The sequence below is a fragment of the Protofrankia sp. BMG5.30 genome (assembly GCF_001983005.1).
Classification (GTDB): Bacteria; Actinomycetota; Actinomycetes; order Frankiales; family Frankiaceae; genus Protofrankia; species Protofrankia coriariae.
Genome location: NZ_MOME01000045.1, coordinates 1 through 15,591, shown reverse-complemented (window position 1 = coordinate 15,591; position 15,591 = coordinate 1). Strand labels below are relative to the sequence as shown.

The following is a 15,591-nucleotide window of genomic DNA, read 5'->3' as shown; positions in this document are numbered from 1 at the left end:
TCCGTGGCCTGCCGAACCCCGTGGCGCCCCGTGGCCGCACAGCTGTGTGGGTGACGCGGGACGGGAACCGCGTCACCCACACAGTGCGCCACCCGGCGCGCTCAGTCGAACAGGTCCGGCTGTTCGGCGGTGATGATGTCCCAGTAGGGGGCGAAACTGAGGCCACCGAAGGAACGGCTGCGGCCCAGCGGCGCGGCGACCTCGTGCCGGACAAGCTTCGGGCGGCCGGCGGCTTCGGCGAGAAGCTGCGCGTGCGCACTCTGGTCGGCGGTGACGAACAGCCACGCGGCCTCCTCCACGGACCGTCCGACGGTGAGGAAGCCGTGGTTCTGCAGGATCACGAGCTTGTTCGGCCCCAGCGCCTCGGCGATGTTGCGTCCTTCCGCCGTGTCGAGGACCACACCGTTGAAGTCGGCGTAGAGCGAGTGGCTGCCGTAGAACGTGAGGGCGTCCTGGGTGATCGGGTCGAGCAGCCGGCCGAGGGACGACCATGCCTTACCGGCCAACGCGTGCGCGTGCGCCGCGGCGACGACRTCCGGACGGGCGGCGTGTACCTGGGAGTGGATGGCGAACGCGGCCGTGTTGACGGGGCGGTCGCCGATGACGATGTCGCCGTTGTGGTTGACCAGCAGCAGGTCGGAGACCTTGATCTGGGCGAACGGCACGGCGAGCGGGTTGACCCAGAAGTGGTCGGGCAGCTCCGGGTCACGCGCCGTGATGTGGCCGGCGATGCCGTGGTCGTAGCCGAACCTCGCGAACAGCCGGAAGGCGGCGGCCAGCCGCTGCTTGCGGTGCAGCCGTATCTCCTCGACGGAGCCCTCGGGCTCGGGGTGCTTCGGGACGCTCTGGTCGGCCACGCGCAGCGGGGTCTGCCGGAACTGCTCGCGGATGCTGGGGGCGAGGCTGGTGCTTGTGGACATGCCCTGATCTCCTTGACGTGACCTCGGACCTTGACGTGACCCCGGAAAGGATCGCGGAAAGGATCGCGGAAAGGATCGTTGTCGTGGCACGCGCACCGCCCGCCGCCGTTTCCGCGTGCCCCTTGCTCATCCGAGCGGCAGATCGTGTTGCAGGGACTCCAGGAACACCAGCGTGCTGGYGGCCACCGTCCGGTAGCCGGGCCCGGTGATCACATCGTGCTGGCCGGGCACCACGGTGAGCCGCGCCCGGGGGGCGGTACGGATGATCATCTGGGTGAGCGGCAGCGGGCTCACCTGGTCGTCCACCCCGTGGACGAGCAGGATGGGCAGATCGGGCAGGGCCCGCGGGACCGGGTACACCGGGGCGTAGGCACCGCCGACGCCGCTGGTGCCCGTGGCATCCTCGCCGCTCCTGGCGCCGCCGTCGGCGGTGAGGGGACGTTGGAGCAGCGGCAGCCCGAGCAGGACCACGCCGTCCGGGCGCAGCGCCGGGGAGCCCGCCAGGGTCAGCGCGCGCAGCCCGCCRATGTCCGAGCCCAGCAGGACGAAGGATGCGCCGGGAATACGTGCTTCGGCCAGCGTCGACACACTGCTGCCGGGCTCCTCCGAGACGGTGGTGGTGTAGCCGTCGAGGGCCAGCCGCAGCCGGAGCCCCTCGAAGGAGGCGACCGTCTCGTCCCGGCCGGTCAGGATGAGGACGGATCCCCGGCTGGGAGGCACACCGGGCGGCGCCTCGAGCGTGGTGGTCAGTGACGCGGCGTTACCGGCTGTATGTCCATGGATGCCGGTGGGCGGCCGTCTCGACGCGAATGTCGCGGGCGGCGCGGAGGTCATTGTGCATCTCCTGTCGTCGGATGGGAGCTGTCGCGATGGCCGGCGTGGATGCGTGYCGTTGTTTTTCTTCCGCGTCCCACAGGGGATGGAAACGAAACGTGCGGGAAACACGTGCTTTCGTCCTACGGAAGAAGAGCGACAGTCCGTGAGCGGGTCAGGCAGCGTGCGGGTGCACGCGGTTATCGACGGAAGGAAGGAAGACCCGGACAGGCTGCTGACGCGACCCGCAGCAGATCAATGTGACCGCGGGTCACAAGCCGGGACTCGGTATGCACGCCGTCCACAATGCGTGTGATGTGGGGTTGATGTCAATACTCGCCCCGGTCGGGCGGGGGACACCGATGGCACGCCGATGGCACACCGACGGCACACCGGGAGCGCCCGGGCATCAGGAACGTCGGACATCGGAAACATCGGACAGCAGGGACATCGCGTGTCGGCCGTCACCAGGGCGCTGGCCGCGTGCGACGACGTCTTCGGGACCTGTTACGACGTCAGCACCATCGCGTCACCAGGGCGCTGGCCGCGTGCGACGGCCACCGACCGCCTGACGCGCCGGGCGGCCTGATGCGCTGGGCAGCCTGGTGCACCGGGCGGCCTGACGCGCCGATGGACCGTGGGTTCCCGGTGGGCCATGCTCCTACGTCGTGGCTACTTTCAGCGGTCGCTACTACCGGTGGTCATCACTCCGGTGAACGCCGCCGCTGGCCGCGCCCACCCGGATGGGCGCGGCCGCCACATGCGACGACCGCACGGGACGGAAGGACGGCGATGGGCGATTTCGTCGGGGCGATCGACCAGGGCACCACAAGCACCCGTTTCATGATTTTCGATCATGATGGCAACGAGGTCGCCCGCCGCCAGCTCGAACACGCCCAGATCCTGCCGCGCGCGGGCTGGGTCGAGCACGACCCGGTGGAGATCTGGGAGCGCACGGCCGCCGTCGTCGCGGCGGCCCTGACCGACGCCGGCCTCGGCGCCGCGGACCTGGCCGCGCTCGGCGTCACCAACCAGCGCGAGACCACGATCGTGTGGGACCCGCGCACCGGCCGGCCCTACCACAACGCGATCGTCTGGCAGGACACCCGCACCGACCGGATCGTGGCCGCGCTGGAGCGCGACGGCCGCGGCCAGGTGATCCGGCGCCGGTCCGGCCTGCCACCGGCGACCTACTTCTCCGCAGGCAAGATCGCGTGGATTCTCGACAACGTCGACGGGGTCCGCGCCGCGGCCGAACGGGGTGAGGCCGTCTTCGGCACCGTGGACAGCTGGCTGCTGTGGAACCTCACCGGCGGGCCGCGCGGCGGGCTGCACGTGACGGACGTCACCAATGCCAGCCGCACCATGCTGATGGACCTGCACACCCTCGACTGGGGCGACGAACTGTTGGAGTTCTTCGGCGTCCCGCGGGCGATACTCCCGGCGATCCGGCCGTCGTCCGACCCGACCGGCTACGGCTCGACCACCGTCTCCGGGCCGCTGCGCGGCGAGGTCGCGCTGACCGCCGACCTCGGCGACCAGCACGCCGCCACCGTCGGGCAGGTCTGCTTCGACCCCGGGCAGGCCAAGAACACCTACGGCACCGGCAACTTCCTCCTGCTGAACACCGGGTCGCGGGCGGTGCCCTCCCAGCACGGGCTGCTCACGACGGTCGGCTACCGCTTCGGTGACGACGACCCGGTGTACGCGCTGGAAGGCTCGATCGCCGTCACCGGGTCGGCCGTGCAGTGGCTGCGCGACCAGCTCGGYATCATCAGCAGCGCGGCCGAGAGCGAAACACTGGCCGCGACGGTTTCCGACAGCGGCGGGATCTACTTCGTCCCGGCCTTCTCCGGGCTGTTCGCGCCGTACTGGCGTTCCGACGCGCGGGGCGCCGTCGTCGGGCTGTCACGCTTCCACACCGGCGCCCATCTGGCCCGCGCCGCGCTCGAGGCGATCTGCTACCAGAGCCGGGACGTGGCCGAGGCGATGCGGCTGGACTCGGGCGTGGCCCTGGACGTCCTGCGGGTCGACGGCGGCGTGACCGCCAACGACCTGTGCATGCAGACGCAGGCGGACATCCTGGGCGTCCCCGTCAGCCGTCCGGTGGTCGCCGAGACGACGGCGCTCGGCGCCGCGTATGCCGCCGGCCTTGCCGTGGGTTTCTGGAAGGACACCGGTGAGCTGTCCACGCACTGGCGGGAGGAGCGCCGCTTCGAGCCCCGCTGGTCGGCGGACCGGCGCGAAAGCGGCTACGCGGGCTGGCGCAAGGCCGTCGAACGCACCCTGAACTGGGTGGACGTGGACCCCGACCCTGAGCCCGGCCACGGGTGAGCCGGGTGCGAACGGACATGCACCGGTGCGCACCGAGGTGAACGTGTGGCATGGGCCGGCATGAGCCGGTGTGGACGGCTCCTGGTTGCGCGTCGAACATTTTTCCAGCAGTCGGGAACAGCCTGTGATTTCACTGGTTCCGGCCACGACAGAATAGCCGGAACAATCGCGCCGGCGGCTTCGGTGTGCGGTGGGCGACATACGGGCTCGCGGTTGCTTTGCCGTTGTCTCGGACGGGTAGAGCATACCTCGCGGGAAACCGGCCGCCGTTGGGGGTACGGCGGGTAACGGATGGCGCCTGGGTGGGTGCCCTCCGTTCGAAACACGGCCGTTACCATGTTACCTCGCTGCCGTGCGTCGCTTGTTGTTTCCGTCACGCAGCGGCATCCTCGGGATCTGTCGCGGGCCGCATGCTAACGTCGATCATGCGTTACCGCCCGGTGCGGTCAACCGGCCGATAATACAAGGCCATCTCGCCGGCTATCTCTCGTGTACACCCATTTTTCTCCAAGTATTACTCGCGGAGGACCCGTGGCGAAGTCGAAATGGCAGAAGCAACTCAAGAAATACGACAGGCGGCTRCTTGAGGGTCAGTCCTTCGGCGAGGAACAGAAGACCGACTACCCGTTCGGCTGGTATTTCGCCAGGTACAGTGAGGATCTCGAACCGGGCCAGGTGCTGCCCGTCGAGTTCATGTCCCACCAGTTCGCGCTCTTCCGCGGGAAGAGCGGCCGGGTCGGCATGGTGGACAGCCAGTGCTGCCACATGGGTGCTGACCTCGGCCGCTGCGGCACCGTGGTCGATGACCGGATCAAGTGCGGCTACCACGCCTGGGAGTTCCGGACCGACGGCGGCTGCGAGGTCATCCCCGGGCTGGACCAGGCGAAGATCCCCCCGCGGGCCGGCCAGCGCGCGATCCCCGTCCGGGAGCACGCCGGGAACATCTGGTTCTGGTACGGCCCCGAACCGGTCGGTGAGTTCGTCGAGGTGCCCTACGCCGACTCCAAGAAGTACCTGAACCTCAAGGGCCAGATCTACACCGCCCGGGGCACGCTGCTGCCGGTCGCGGAACACGTTTCCGACATCTACCACTTCCCGGTCGCACACAAGGGCGTAGGAAAGCTGGAGTACGCCATCCTGGCGAACAAGGAAGACCGCCTGGAATACCAGTTGCGGCCTGCCGACGCGACCGGCATGAAGAAGGTCCAGCGCTGGTTCAAGCCGTACGCGTTCATCGAGATGATCGGGCCGTCCGCGTCACTCTACCGGACGCAGAAGGACGCCACGGTCGACCGCTCCGGCCCGCTGCTGACAATTGTTCTCGGCGGCACCCCCGTCCGGGACGACCTGATGTTCTTTGGCTACCGGGTCATTGTCCGCAAAATAGGCCCCGGCCCGCTGTTCGCGCCGCTCAACCACCTGATCGCGCGCATGATGTGGCTGACGGTCCGGCGGAACGTCTACGCCGACATCGACGTGCTGCGTTGGCTGCGGCATCCCGAGAAAACCCTCTGGGTGAAGCCGGACGGCCCGTCCGTCCGCGAGTTCCGTGCCTTCTTCCAGCGCCGTATCGCGCCGGGCTGGCGTTTCGGCGACCCAGCGCCGGAGGAATCCGCCGTCAGCGCGTAGCACCGTCGGCCGCGTGGACGGCGCCCGCGACGCCCGTGGGCCAGGCGGCCCGGTGGCCGGCACCGGTTGAACGTCGGGTCCCTGCTGGGAGCGACCGGACGTCCAACCGGTGCCGGCGAGGCCCGAGACGACTCGGGCCCGTGGCAGCGCGGGATCCCGGCAGGCCGCTACGCTCCGCGAGCACCGGCTACGAGCGCCATGTGTGCAGGTCCGGCAGCCTTTTTGCGGGACCACCCGGCGACCGAGCATGATCCACCTGCGCTGTAGAGTCGCTGGCCACGCACACATGGGGGGACCACGTGTTGGCCTTTTGTATATTACTGGCATTAATCATTATGATTGTCGGACTTGTCGGGCTGGTGCGCGGTCACCTGCACCAGGCACGAATCCGCAACCGCCGGAGCGCTGGAATCGTCACCGGGGCGAGCTTCCTGGGGCTTCTCGTCCTCACGGCGCTGGCTCCGAAAAGCGATCAGGCGGCGGTGTCGACGTCGGCCGCTCCGAGTGCGGTCGTGAGCCCATCGCCCACGTCCGCGCCGTCGGCTGTCGGCACTCCGCTGTCCGCGGCCGAGCCGCTGGCGGTCGCCGGTCAGCCGACACAACCGCCCGTGCCCGTCGTGACGGCATCTGACGCTCCTGCCTCTCCTGGCATTCCCGTCGCCACGATCGCGACGTCACGATCCGTCCCACCGCCAGCCGCACCCGCGCGGACGCCCGCACGGGCCGCCGCAGCCCCGGCGCGACCGGCACCCACCACCGCACCGGCCGCGCCTCCCGCTGTCTGCAACCCGGCCTATCCGGACGTGTGCCTGAAGGACGGGATCGGCGACTACGACTGCGCGGGCGGCTCCGGGAACGGCCCTCACTACGTCACCGGGCCGATCCGGGTGCTCTCCCYGGACCCGTTCCGTCTCGACAGCGATCACGACGGCTTCGGTTGCGAGAAGCCCTGAGGCCGATGTGGCCAAGTTGGTCCGGTCGGGGCCTACCCGTGGGCCCCGACCCCGCCCGAGCCTGGTACATTCGGACCCGTCGCAGCGCACAGCACGCGACACGCGCCGCTAGCTCAATTGGCAGAGCAGCAGACTCTTAATCTGCGGGTTCGGGGTTCAAGTCCCTGGCGGCGCACCCATCCTGACCAGTGGTTATTACTCTCAGTGATAACCTTCTGAAGATCAATGTACCCAACGGTGTACCCATCTGGAATCGATCACTGTTGGTCGGTGTCGGTGGGGTCGGGGCTTCCGGCTTCGTCCGCGCTGTCGTCCTCGTCGTCCGTGGGCCTGCCGCCGGTGAGCAGGTGGTCCAGGCGGCCCACGGCGTCCCGTTGGGTCTCGGGCATGACATGGGTGTACGTGTTCATGGTCAGTTGGATGGTCGAATGTCCGAGTAGTTCCATGACCGTGCGCGCGGGCACCCCTTCGGAGAACAGCATCGACGCGAACGCATGGCGAAGATCATGCAGGCGGAGCCARGGGAGCCCGGCCTTTTCCCGAAGCTGATCGAACCGGCGGTTGACGTTCCGTGGTTCCAACGGGGTACCGATCGACGAGGTGAACACGAGGCCCGTCTCAGTCCAGCCGTCTCCGCGTTCGAACCGCTCGCCTGCCTGCAGCACTCGGTGTTGGCGCAGGAGCTCCACCAGTCGAGCCGGAATCGGCAGCTTCCGGTGTGAGCGGACGGTCTTCGCMGGTACGAACGTCAGGGAGCCGTCGACCCGCTGGAGGCTCTGGCGGACGTGGAGGACGGCGCCGTCAAGGTCGACGTCGGTCCAGCGCAGGCCGAGGATCTCCCCGCGGCGCAGGCCGAGCATCAGGGCGCAGGCGAAGAGCGCTTCCAGACGGTCACCGCGCAGAACCTCGATCAGGCGCCGTGCCTCCTCGGGACGCAGCGCCCGGACGTCCTTGTGTGGGACGGATGGTGCACGTACCGCCTTCGCGACGTTGCGTGGCACGAGATCGAGCCGTTCGGCTTCGGCGAGCGCGTTACGGATCAGGCTATGCACGTGGCGGACGCTTACCGGGGACAGTCCGGCCGCCTTCGCCGCCGCGACAAGACGTCGGACGTCGAGGGGAGTGAGTTTGTCGAGCTGGATCCGGCCGATCGTCGGCACGATGTGCGTGTTGATGAGCCAGCGGTAGGTACGCAGCGTCGCGGGTCGTGTCCCGTCACCGCGCTTGATCTCCATCCATTCACCGAGCCACACCGTGACTGTTCGACGCTCCGCGGTGACGTTGACGCCCAGCTCCGCGGCCTTCTGAACTTCCTTGAGCTTGCTTCGGCATTCTTTTTCCGTCTTGCCGTAGACGGTCTTGCGGACCCGCTTCCCGTCGATCCAGCCGAGGTCGACGCGACCGACCCACAGGCCGTCACTGGCCCGCTGGAACAACGCCCCGTCCCCGTGGCTGCGCCGACGACCCCGGCGAGCGGGGGCATTTCGCGCCTGGCGCTCCGAGCTCTGGGCATCAGAGCAGGTCGGTTCGTCGTCGGCTGCTCCGGTCGGATCCTGCCGCTTGCCGGACATGATGAAGATCACTCCTTGCCGAAGAAATGATGCGAAAAACAGGAGAACGCCGGGAGGTTGCGTCCGGCGGTTCGCCGCTCCCGCTCCTCTGGGGCGAAGGAGGGTCCGTCGGGAGCCCGGCCGCGTCCAGGGCGCTACCGCGTCACTACGTGATCGGCTCCGCCGACCCTGGACCCGTCCGCGCTCCCGACGGGTGTAACGCCCAGCAGAGGAACGGGAAAGAAAGGGGGGAAGGACCGCGACTCCTGGTCAGCGGGGCTGAGGCTGCGCGGGAACCGTCCGATACGGGCGGAGGTCGGGCAGCCAGCCGCCGGCCGGACCAGGTCGGCGCGGCGGAAGCGTTGCCGGAAGCGTGCTGCCGGGGATCGCGCGGAACACCAGCACCACGTCGACGTCTCCGAGGGCTTCGACGAACACCGCGTCGGTGGGGATCGCGACCGCGATCCGGGCGATGTCGAACGGGTCGGCGCCCGGTTTGACGGTCATCTCGTAGAAGCCGTGGCCGGGGGCGTCGAGGCGGACGAAGGGCTGTCCGTCGGAGGGGTCGCGCGGCGGGTCGAGGTCAGGCGGAATGATGGGCACAGGTCTGCGCTCCTTGTATGAGAAGGGGTGCGGATCAAGGTCCCGGTGTGGTGTTGGCGCACCCGCCGGGACCGCCTTACAGATCTTTTGTGTCTGTACGGCCGGAGGCCCACGGGCCGCATCGCCGCGTGTGCTGCACTGCCGAAACTCGGCTGTCCGGTTCGGCGCGGACCGGCATGTGATCATGCGGCGGCCTCCGTGCCCGGGGCGCCGCGGAGCCGGTCGACGTAGGCGACGAGCGCCACCCGTGGGATCCGCCGCGACCGTCCGATGCGGACGGATTCGATCTGCCCCGCCGCCATCAGTTCGTAGACGGTGGACCGGCCGACACCGAGGACCGCGGCGGCTTCGGCCGCGGTCAGGAGGAGCTTGTTCATACGTCCTCGCCGGAATCGTCGTAAGACTCGGAGATCATGCGGCATCGCGGAGTAGAGGGTCGGTTGCCGACACCGGGTCGGGCTGTCCGCGGGCGGCACGGGCGGCATCCAGTTGGGCGCGCCACCGGTGCCGGTCCGCGACCGCACGCAGGAGGAGATGCTCACGCCGCGGGGTGGCCGGATCCCCGGGTCGGAGGAGCTGCCAGACCACCCGGTTGGCGCCGCCGTCCTGGCCGCCGGTGTCGGTGTGGCCGAGGACCGCGAGCTGTTGCCGGACCCAGACTTTCCGATCTTCTTTGTGGTCGGCGAGGGTCTTGCCCGACCATTTCCGGCTGACGAGCACCCGTCGGCCGCCGAAGCCGAGGGTTTCCCGCCGGTGGGCCTTGCCCCGGCASCGKCCCGGTACCAGCCCGGCCCGTGGGTTCTTCGGCTGGACGCCGTAGAGCAGCCAATTTGCACAGCCCGGCGCGCACGGTTCGTACCGCAGGGCGTCGGCGAGCCGGTCCACATGCTGTCGCTGCGCGTCCGTGGTCGCCGCGTGGCAGGCGTCCAGACTCTTGGTCAAATATTTCGTCAGGTAGCCGATCAGCCGGCCGGTATTCGCGTTGTTCGCGGTCACCCCGTCCGCGCGGACCTGCACCCCGAACCGGACCACATGCGCAGGCTCCGCATCCTCCCCGAGCGCATCCAACGCCGCATCCCAGGTCGGCAACGCCGCGCCGCTGTCCGGGTCGAGGTAGCCGCCGGCCCGCTCCTCCCAGACCGGTAGCCGGCCCGGGGCGTAGACCGGCCGGTCACATGCCGGCCACCACACCTGGTGGTACGTCGCCGCCGCCACCTGCCGCAGCAGCACCCGTGGGATCGTGCCGCGGATCGCCGCGTGCAGGTGCGGCGCCAGGCGCCGTTGCGGTTCCAGGGCGGCGAAGTACTGCACGTCCCAGCCGACCGCGCGGCGGAGGTTCTGCCAGAACCGATCCACCAGCTTGGGGAAGTGGATGGCGTCGCGGGCCGCCCGCCGGTAGTCGTACGACGTCGGGTCCACCGGGGTGCCGTCGCTGGTCACCCGGCCGTAGCTGTCGCAGGTCAACGTCAGGAACATCGACGGCCGCCACACCGTCCCGTCGGGTGCGGTGAACGTCCGGCCCACGGTACGCCGATCCACCGGCAGCCGGGGCAGGTCGGGAGCGTCCTGCCGGCGCCGGGTCGATCGGGTCCGCCGGGGCCGCTCCCGGTCCTCCGGCGCGGTCGTCCCGCGCACACCAAGGTCGGTCAACGCGGCGTCCACCTGGGAGATCAGATCGTCCGCTTCGGTGATCTGCTCCACGTCGTGGCTGGTGACGGCGTCGGTGCGGACGGCTTCGAGATCGGCGCGAAGCTGGACGAGGGTTTTCGCGTCGTCGGTGGGCGGGTCGGGGTCGGGGAGCGGTTCGTCGTCGAGGTGCCAGCCGGCCTTGCACTGCGCCATCCGCAGGCGCCGTGCCCGGTCCGCGCACGGCGGGCACTTCGACGCCAACGTGGCCCCGCACGGCACAGGGACGGTTTCCGTCTCGCCGGTGGTCAGGTCGATTCTCCGCATGGCCAGCGGGCGGAGGCACACCCCGTTGTCGACCGCGACCGCCTCGAGAACCTGCCGGGCCAGCGGCAGCCGCAGCCGCGCCGCCCGACTCCCCACCGCCGGGCCGGTGGCCGCGACGGGGCCGATCGGACCGTCCGGATGCGCCGGCAGCCGGCCGGCGGGGTCCGTTCCGTGCTTCATGCGGCCCGCTCCTCCTGATCATGATCATGGTTGTGGTCCGGGCCGTGATCGTCGGCCGGGTCGGGGTCGGGCGGGTGGCCGGGGGGCGGTTCCCGGCAGCCACACACCCGCCCCCGCCCGACCGGCACCCGGCAACCGGTATCGGTGCGGTGCGCCGCCCACAGGTGCCGGCACCAGGAGCACAGCGGCAGCACGAACACCGGGGCGTAGCCKTCCGGTCCGCTCATGCCGCCCAGCCGTTGATGTCCGGGGTCCACCCTGTGCCGGGATCGTCCAGACCGAGCACCGTGCCGGTCACCGGCGGCCGGTAGCGGTGCGCCATCCGGCCGATCTCGGCGTCGTCGACCCAGGCGGCCCGCACCCGCACCGGGTCGGCCTGCCCGTCGGCGAGCACATAGCCGACCCCAGGCAGCCCGTCGGGAATCTCCTCGGCCCGTGCCCCGCGATCCCGGGCACCGTCGCCCAAGACCAGGTCGACTTGGTCGGGTTCGGTCAGCCGCAGCGCGACCCGGACCGGGAACAGGTCCCGGAACGGCAGCACCTCTTTCCGCGGGTCCTGTACCGCCCCGATGACCACCACCCCGGGCGCCCGGCCCTGCGACAGCAACAGYGGCAACGAGGCGGCCAGCCGCCGCTTGAGCTCCCGGTCGGTGACGTAGGCGGTCAGGGCGGCGAGCTCGTCGACGATCACGACGATCAGCGGTTCGTCGGTGGTCGGGGTGTGCAGCCGGGTAACCCCGCGGAGCCGCCCGGCCCGGCCGCGCATGACCGCCACGGCGTCGTCGAGCAGGTCGGCGATGCCGGCGGTGTCGGTGGCGAACCGGGTGAACATGTCCCGGCCGAACGCGAGTTCCATCCCGCCCTTGGGATCGGCGACCCACAGTTCGACCAGGCCGGCGCGCACCGCCGGRCCGAGCCCGCGGATCGTCGCCCACAGCACCGAGCTCTTGCCCGCCCCGGTGGCCCCGGCCACCAGCACATGGGCGCCGCGGACCGGTAGCCGCCAGGGCTGGCCGTCCTCCTGCCGGCCGATCGGGATCCCGGCCAGGTTCACCGGCGTGCCGTCATCCCAACCGTCGTCGTCCCCGCCGTCGCCATCCGCGTCCGGACCCTCCAGGTCCGCCGGGGGGATGAGTTCGGCCAGCGGGTCACGGTGGGTGAAGTCCAGCCAGAGGTACCCCACCCGATCAGCGCGGATCCGACAGGTCTGCGCGCGGAACGCCTGCCGCAGCGCTTCGGCCTGCTCCGCCCACTGCTGCGGGGTCTGTCCGTAKAGCAGTTCGACCCGTAGCCGGTCGGCCCACCGGTCGGAACGGATCGTGCGGATGCGGGGGAAGGTCTCGGCGAAGGCGACCCGGTCGCCGTTGGACACCGGCACCCGGATCGCCAGCCCGGTATGGACCATCACCGGCCGCCACCGCCACCGGTAGACGGCCARCAGCCGCAGCCGGCCCCGCAGCCACCCGGTCAGCCAGGCGAACGACCGGCGATGCGCCAGCCGCCACCCCACCGCCAGCACCACGACGGCGAGGAGCACCAGGCCCAGCCCGGCCAGCCCCCACCGCTCCCGGATCACCAGCACCGTCAACAGCAGACCCACCAGCACCGGATGCCGCAGCACAAAGAGCAGCAGCCGGGCGCACATCCGCCCGGCCAGCCCGACCAGCACCACCCACAGCGGCACGTCGACTCTCGGATGCCGGGTCGGCACGTCGGGAAACGGCCGGGAGCCGTTGATTCTGGCCATGACAGATCACACCCACCCTGCATCGCACGAAAAAGAAACGGAAAGAAAGAGGAATCGGCGGACCGGAACCGGCGGAGCGCAAAGAAAGCTCAGACGGCCGTCCCGGTACCCGGGAGAGGCGTGCTCAGGCCGCTGTCGTGGTATCGCTCGTCGAATCGTCGGCGGTGCGGCCTGCCAGCAGCCGTTCGCATGCGCTCAGATAGTCGGTGGCGGCCCGCACCAGCGCCCGCGCGAACACGAGATGATCCGCGGTCACCGTGCCGCCCGACACGGACAGGGACAGGTCGATGTGGCCGGCGTCGACGGTGAGGATCGGCCGCTCGTGCGGGTAGGTGTGGCAGCGCGCCGACCCGTCCGCGCCCACGGCCAGGCCGACATGCCCCCACGACCCGACCGGCATCCGCCCGCCATCGGTGTCCGGGCTGGCTGTTGGCTCGGTCATGCCGCCGCTCCCGTCGAGCCCCGACCACCGGCTGTCGCCCGGACCGGTCGCATACCGGTTGCCCGCAACGCGAATTCCTGCCGCGGCTGGTCACCGTTCGTGCGCACCCACGGGGTGAGCGTCAGTCCGTCGAACTCCACCGGCCGAAATGGCGTGCCCGGCATCGGCTCCGGCGGCACCGGCCGAACAGGGGATGAGATCTTCACCTTCACTTCCGCCGACCCCGCCCGCGCCTGGGGATCGGCGTCCACCACCCGGGCCACCCATACCAACTCGCCGGTGACCTTGTCCCGTTCCTGCACATCCGGAAGGCCCGCCTTCGCCTTCTCATAGTCGCTGGCCGCCTCCACCCCGAGCACATACGCGCCGTGCGGAAACACATCCCCGAACGCCACCGGAATCCGTCGCGGTATCGCCATCGCCGTTTCACCTCGCCCTGCGTCATCAGCGTGCCGGCCGCTGCCGGCCGTCGGTCGTTGCAGGACATACAGTGCACCGCGCGTGAACCGCTCATCAACCATTATGTGCCCGTAGCATGTGAGGTTCACATAAGCGTGCAGCAAAGACCATGCGTCCGGCAGCGGGTCCCGCTGGGATATATGTGTACCTCACATGCCCTACTGTTTGCTTGACAGCTAAAATCGGCGGCATGGAGGAGCAGGAAGAAAGATCGCCCGTCTACACGGCGCGGGGCGCGATCGGGGGTGAGGACTGGGCCGCGGTCGCCGACGCGGTCAACCAGCGGATGGCAGCCCGCCGCATCGGACAGCAGGAACTCGCCGACATCTCCGGCGTGTCCGTGTCCACCGTGCGCCAGATCCAGCATGGCGGTAAGGGTCGGCGGGTCCAGAACAAGACGCTGACAGCGCTTGCCCGCGCGCTCGACTGGCCCGGCGATCACCTGATTCGGGTGCTGGTCGGTGACCAGGCACCGGACGTCCCTGCCGGGGCAACCATGCGGGAGATCCTCGCCGGGATCGACCGCATCGAACAGCAGCTTGCGGACATGAGCCACCGCATGGCCGCCGTCGAGGAACTCGTCACCGCCCAGGGGGCCGGCAGATAAAAGGGCCAGGATCCCCCGATGGCGTTATACCGCCCGGGATCCTGGCCCTTTGCACCCGTGCCGTGAGGGCAGCCCCTAACCGCTCAGTCCGGCGCGGGTAGCTCCCCGGACAGCAGCCGGTCGAATGGTCGGAACACCAGTATTACTTCCACATCGCCGAACGCTTCGGCGAACCYGAGCCCGTCCGGAAGCGCTGCCCAGGCCCGCATCACGTCCACCGGACGATCCGCCGGATAGATCGTGACTGCGCAGTCACCGCCATCCGGATCAGGCCCGGTCACCGGCAACGGACAGCCAGATGTGGTCTCCGGCGGATCGCTCTCCCGGTCGCCGGTCATCGACCGTTGGCCCGCCGCATGGACCGGGCCAGCGCCGCATCCAGCAGCAGCCGCCCTGCCGTCGGCGCCGTGACGCTGTCCACAAAGAAGAACAACGGCGTCACCTGAAAGTCGGACCAGCCGCTTTCCACCGCGAACAGTTCCRCCGACGCGGGCGAATCGAACGCGATCGTGGTGTCGCGGACCCGCCGTTCCTCACCCGGCTCGAACCGCACCACCCCGTACAGGACAGGCATCCGCACATCCGTGGCCCCACCGTCCACCGTGTTCTTCCTGGTTACCGTCACCGGTCGCATCCCGTCCCGCTCTCGTTATCCGCTGGTTGGATGCCGGCCCGGTCCCACGGAGACCACCGCTCGACATGGGACGGGGCCGGCTGCGCCTCAGCCTCACGGCGCCGCACGAGCCCACGGAAGATGCCATTCCCATGTAACTCTCGCCTGCGCCCGACGGACAACCCGTCAACGACAGCCACACGCCCCCGCAATAGGTGAGCTTTCCCTACTAGGACTTGATTAGGTCTGTCTGTGGTTGTACTGACTGTCGTCTTCATGTGTGTGGCGGTGGTTGGTGTGAGACAGGACGAGATGGCCCGGGTGCGGCCGGTGATCGAACGGTTCGCGGGTGAGATGTTCGCGGACCTGCCGCGGCGGGACCAGCGGGGCAAGGGTGAGCTGTATGTCCGGGGGCTGTTGACCGACGGCAAGCGCAAGAGCATGGTCCCGATGGCCGCCCGCCTCGGGGTGGATCCTCAGCAGCTGCAGCAGTTCGTGACCAGTTCGACCTGGGACTACACCCAGGTGCGGCGGCGGCTGGCCGGCTGGGCGGCCGGGTTCCTCGACCCGGTCGCGCTGGTGGTGGACGACACCGGCTTCCCGAAGGACGGGTCGGCCTCGCCGGGGGTGGCCCGGATGTACTCCGGCTCCCTGGGGAAGGTCGGGAACTGTCAGATCGGGGTGTCGGTGCATACGGTCACCGACTGGGCGTCGGCCGCGGTGGACTGGCGGCTGTTCCTGCCGGCCTCCTGGGACGACACCGCCCTGTCCGACCCGCGGGACAGCGC

19 protein-coding genes and 1 tRNA gene are annotated in these 15,591 nt (G+C 69.7%); 7 read left to right on the top strand and 13 right to left on the bottom strand.

All coding sequences use genetic code 11. From position 1 onward, the window contains the following. Positions 1-101: 101 nt before the first annotated feature. The 3 genes from BL254_RS20680 to BL254_RS29635 form a co-directional block, all read right to left on the bottom strand. On the bottom strand, positions 102-920 hold the full coding sequence (locus BL254_RS20680) for a class II aldolase/adducin family protein (protein WP_200902536.1): 819 nt from the start codon (positions 918-920) through the stop codon (positions 102-104). Between the two features lie 126 nt (positions 921-1,046). After that, positions 1,047-1,754, bottom strand: a complete 708-nt coding sequence (locus BL254_RS20675) for an alpha/beta hydrolase (protein WP_076844661.1) — start codon at positions 1,752-1,754, stop codon at positions 1,047-1,049. Between the two features lie 179 nt (positions 1,755-1,933). Next, entirely contained in the window at positions 1,934-2,029 is a 96-nt protein-coding gene (locus tag BL254_RS29635; protein ID WP_371391077.1) for a putative leader peptide, read from the bottom strand. A gap of 158 nt (positions 2,030-2,187) precedes the next feature. Here BL254_RS29635 and BL254_RS29025 point away from each other — a divergent pair, with 158 nt between their 5' ends. The 5 genes from BL254_RS29025 (at position 2,188) to BL254_RS20655 (ending at position 6,824) form a co-directional block, all read left to right on the top strand. After that, positions 2,188-2,322, top strand: a complete 135-nt coding sequence (locus BL254_RS29025; RefSeq protein ID WP_256386268.1) for a hypothetical protein — start codon at positions 2,188-2,190, stop codon at positions 2,320-2,322. A 203-nt stretch (positions 2,323-2,525) separates the two neighbouring features. After that, on the top strand, positions 2,526-4,067 hold the full coding sequence (gene glpK, locus BL254_RS20670; protein ID WP_047224754.1) for a glycerol kinase GlpK: 1,542 nt from the start codon (positions 2,526-2,528) through the stop codon (positions 4,065-4,067). A 531-nt stretch (positions 4,068-4,598) separates the two neighbouring features. Next, positions 4,599-5,696 (top strand): Rieske (2Fe-2S) protein, encoded by a 1,098-nt coding sequence (locus BL254_RS20665; RefSeq protein ID WP_052914905.1) that lies wholly within the window; start codon positions 4,599-4,601, stop codon positions 5,694-5,696. 335 nt (positions 5,697-6,031) lie between these two features. Next, positions 6,032-6,649 carry a hypothetical protein gene (locus BL254_RS27895; protein ID WP_076844659.1) on the top strand — a complete coding sequence of 206 codons (618 nt, stop codon included), beginning with the start codon at positions 6,032-6,034 and terminating at the stop codon, positions 6,647-6,649. A gap of 102 nt (positions 6,650-6,751) precedes the next feature. Further along, a tRNA-Lys gene (locus tag BL254_RS20655) sits at positions 6,752-6,824 on the top strand. A gap of 82 nt (positions 6,825-6,906) precedes the next feature. On the opposite strand, the gene BL254_RS20650 is transcribed toward BL254_RS20655, so the two are convergent. The 8 genes from BL254_RS20650 to BL254_RS20615 all read right to left on the bottom strand — a co-directional run bounded on the left by BL254_RS20650 (position 6,907) and on the right by BL254_RS20615 (position 13,543). Further along, a complete protein-coding gene (locus BL254_RS20650; protein ID WP_083731264.1) occupies positions 6,907-8,220 on the bottom strand; it encodes a site-specific integrase in 1,314 nt (437 codons plus the stop codon). Positions 8,221-8,469: 249 nt separating this feature from the next. Continuing rightward, positions 8,470-8,802 carry a hypothetical protein gene (locus BL254_RS20645; RefSeq protein ID WP_047224755.1) on the bottom strand — a complete coding sequence of 111 codons (333 nt, stop codon included), beginning with the start codon at positions 8,800-8,802 and terminating at the stop codon, positions 8,470-8,472. A gap of 182 nt (positions 8,803-8,984) precedes the next feature. Continuing rightward, positions 8,985-9,179, bottom strand: a complete 195-nt coding sequence (locus BL254_RS20640) for a helix-turn-helix domain-containing protein (protein WP_047224756.1) — start codon at positions 9,177-9,179, stop codon at positions 8,985-8,987. A 34-nt stretch (positions 9,180-9,213) separates the two neighbouring features. Beyond that, positions 9,214-10,935, bottom strand: coding sequence for a replication initiator (locus tag BL254_RS20635; protein ID WP_254858348.1), 1,722 nt, complete (start codon positions 10,933-10,935; stop codon positions 9,214-9,216). Then, complete coding sequence (locus BL254_RS26470; protein ID WP_076844657.1) at positions 10,932-11,162, bottom strand: hypothetical protein; 231 nt, start codon at positions 11,160-11,162, stop codon at positions 10,932-10,934. Before BL254_RS26470 ends, BL254_RS20635 begins: the two co-directional genes overlap by 4 nt. Beyond that, on the bottom strand, positions 11,159-12,682 hold the full coding sequence (locus BL254_RS20625; RefSeq protein WP_076844655.1) for an FtsK/SpoIIIE domain-containing protein: 1,524 nt from the start codon (positions 12,680-12,682) through the stop codon (positions 11,159-11,161). The genes BL254_RS26470 and BL254_RS20625 overlap by 4 nt, the downstream gene beginning before the upstream one ends. A gap of 124 nt (positions 12,683-12,806) precedes the next feature. After that, positions 12,807-13,124, bottom strand: a complete 318-nt coding sequence (locus BL254_RS20620) for a hypothetical protein (protein ID WP_235433863.1) — start codon at positions 13,122-13,124, stop codon at positions 12,807-12,809. Beyond that, positions 13,121-13,543: a hypothetical protein gene (locus BL254_RS20615; RefSeq protein ID WP_047225299.1), complete on the bottom strand. Its 423-nt coding sequence runs from the start codon at positions 13,541-13,543 to the stop codon at positions 13,121-13,123. The genes BL254_RS20620 and BL254_RS20615 overlap by 4 nt, the downstream gene beginning before the upstream one ends. 230 nt (positions 13,544-13,773) lie before the next feature. On the opposite strand from BL254_RS20615, the gene BL254_RS20610 reads away from it, so the two are divergent. Beyond that, positions 13,774-14,190: a helix-turn-helix transcriptional regulator gene (locus BL254_RS20610; protein ID WP_047225300.1), complete on the top strand. Its 417-nt coding sequence runs from the start codon at positions 13,774-13,776 to the stop codon at positions 14,188-14,190. 83 nt (positions 14,191-14,273) lie between these two features. Here BL254_RS20610 and BL254_RS29020 read toward each other — a convergent pair whose 3' ends face one another. Both BL254_RS29020 and BL254_RS20600 read right to left on the bottom strand, forming a co-directional pair. After that, complete coding sequence (locus tag BL254_RS29020) at positions 14,274-14,408, bottom strand: hypothetical protein (RefSeq protein WP_256386267.1); 135 nt, start codon at positions 14,406-14,408, stop codon at positions 14,274-14,276. 116 nt (positions 14,409-14,524) lie between these two features. Then, positions 14,525-14,815 carry a hypothetical protein gene (locus BL254_RS20600; RefSeq protein WP_175648436.1) on the bottom strand — a complete coding sequence of 97 codons (291 nt, stop codon included), beginning with the start codon at positions 14,813-14,815 and terminating at the stop codon, positions 14,525-14,527. A 300-nt stretch (positions 14,816-15,115) separates the two neighbouring features. Here BL254_RS20600 and BL254_RS20595 point away from each other — a divergent pair. Next, positions 15,116-15,591 (top strand): IS701 family transposase (locus tag BL254_RS20595; RefSeq protein ID WP_371391089.1); only part of this gene is annotated, 476 nt, incomplete at its 3' end.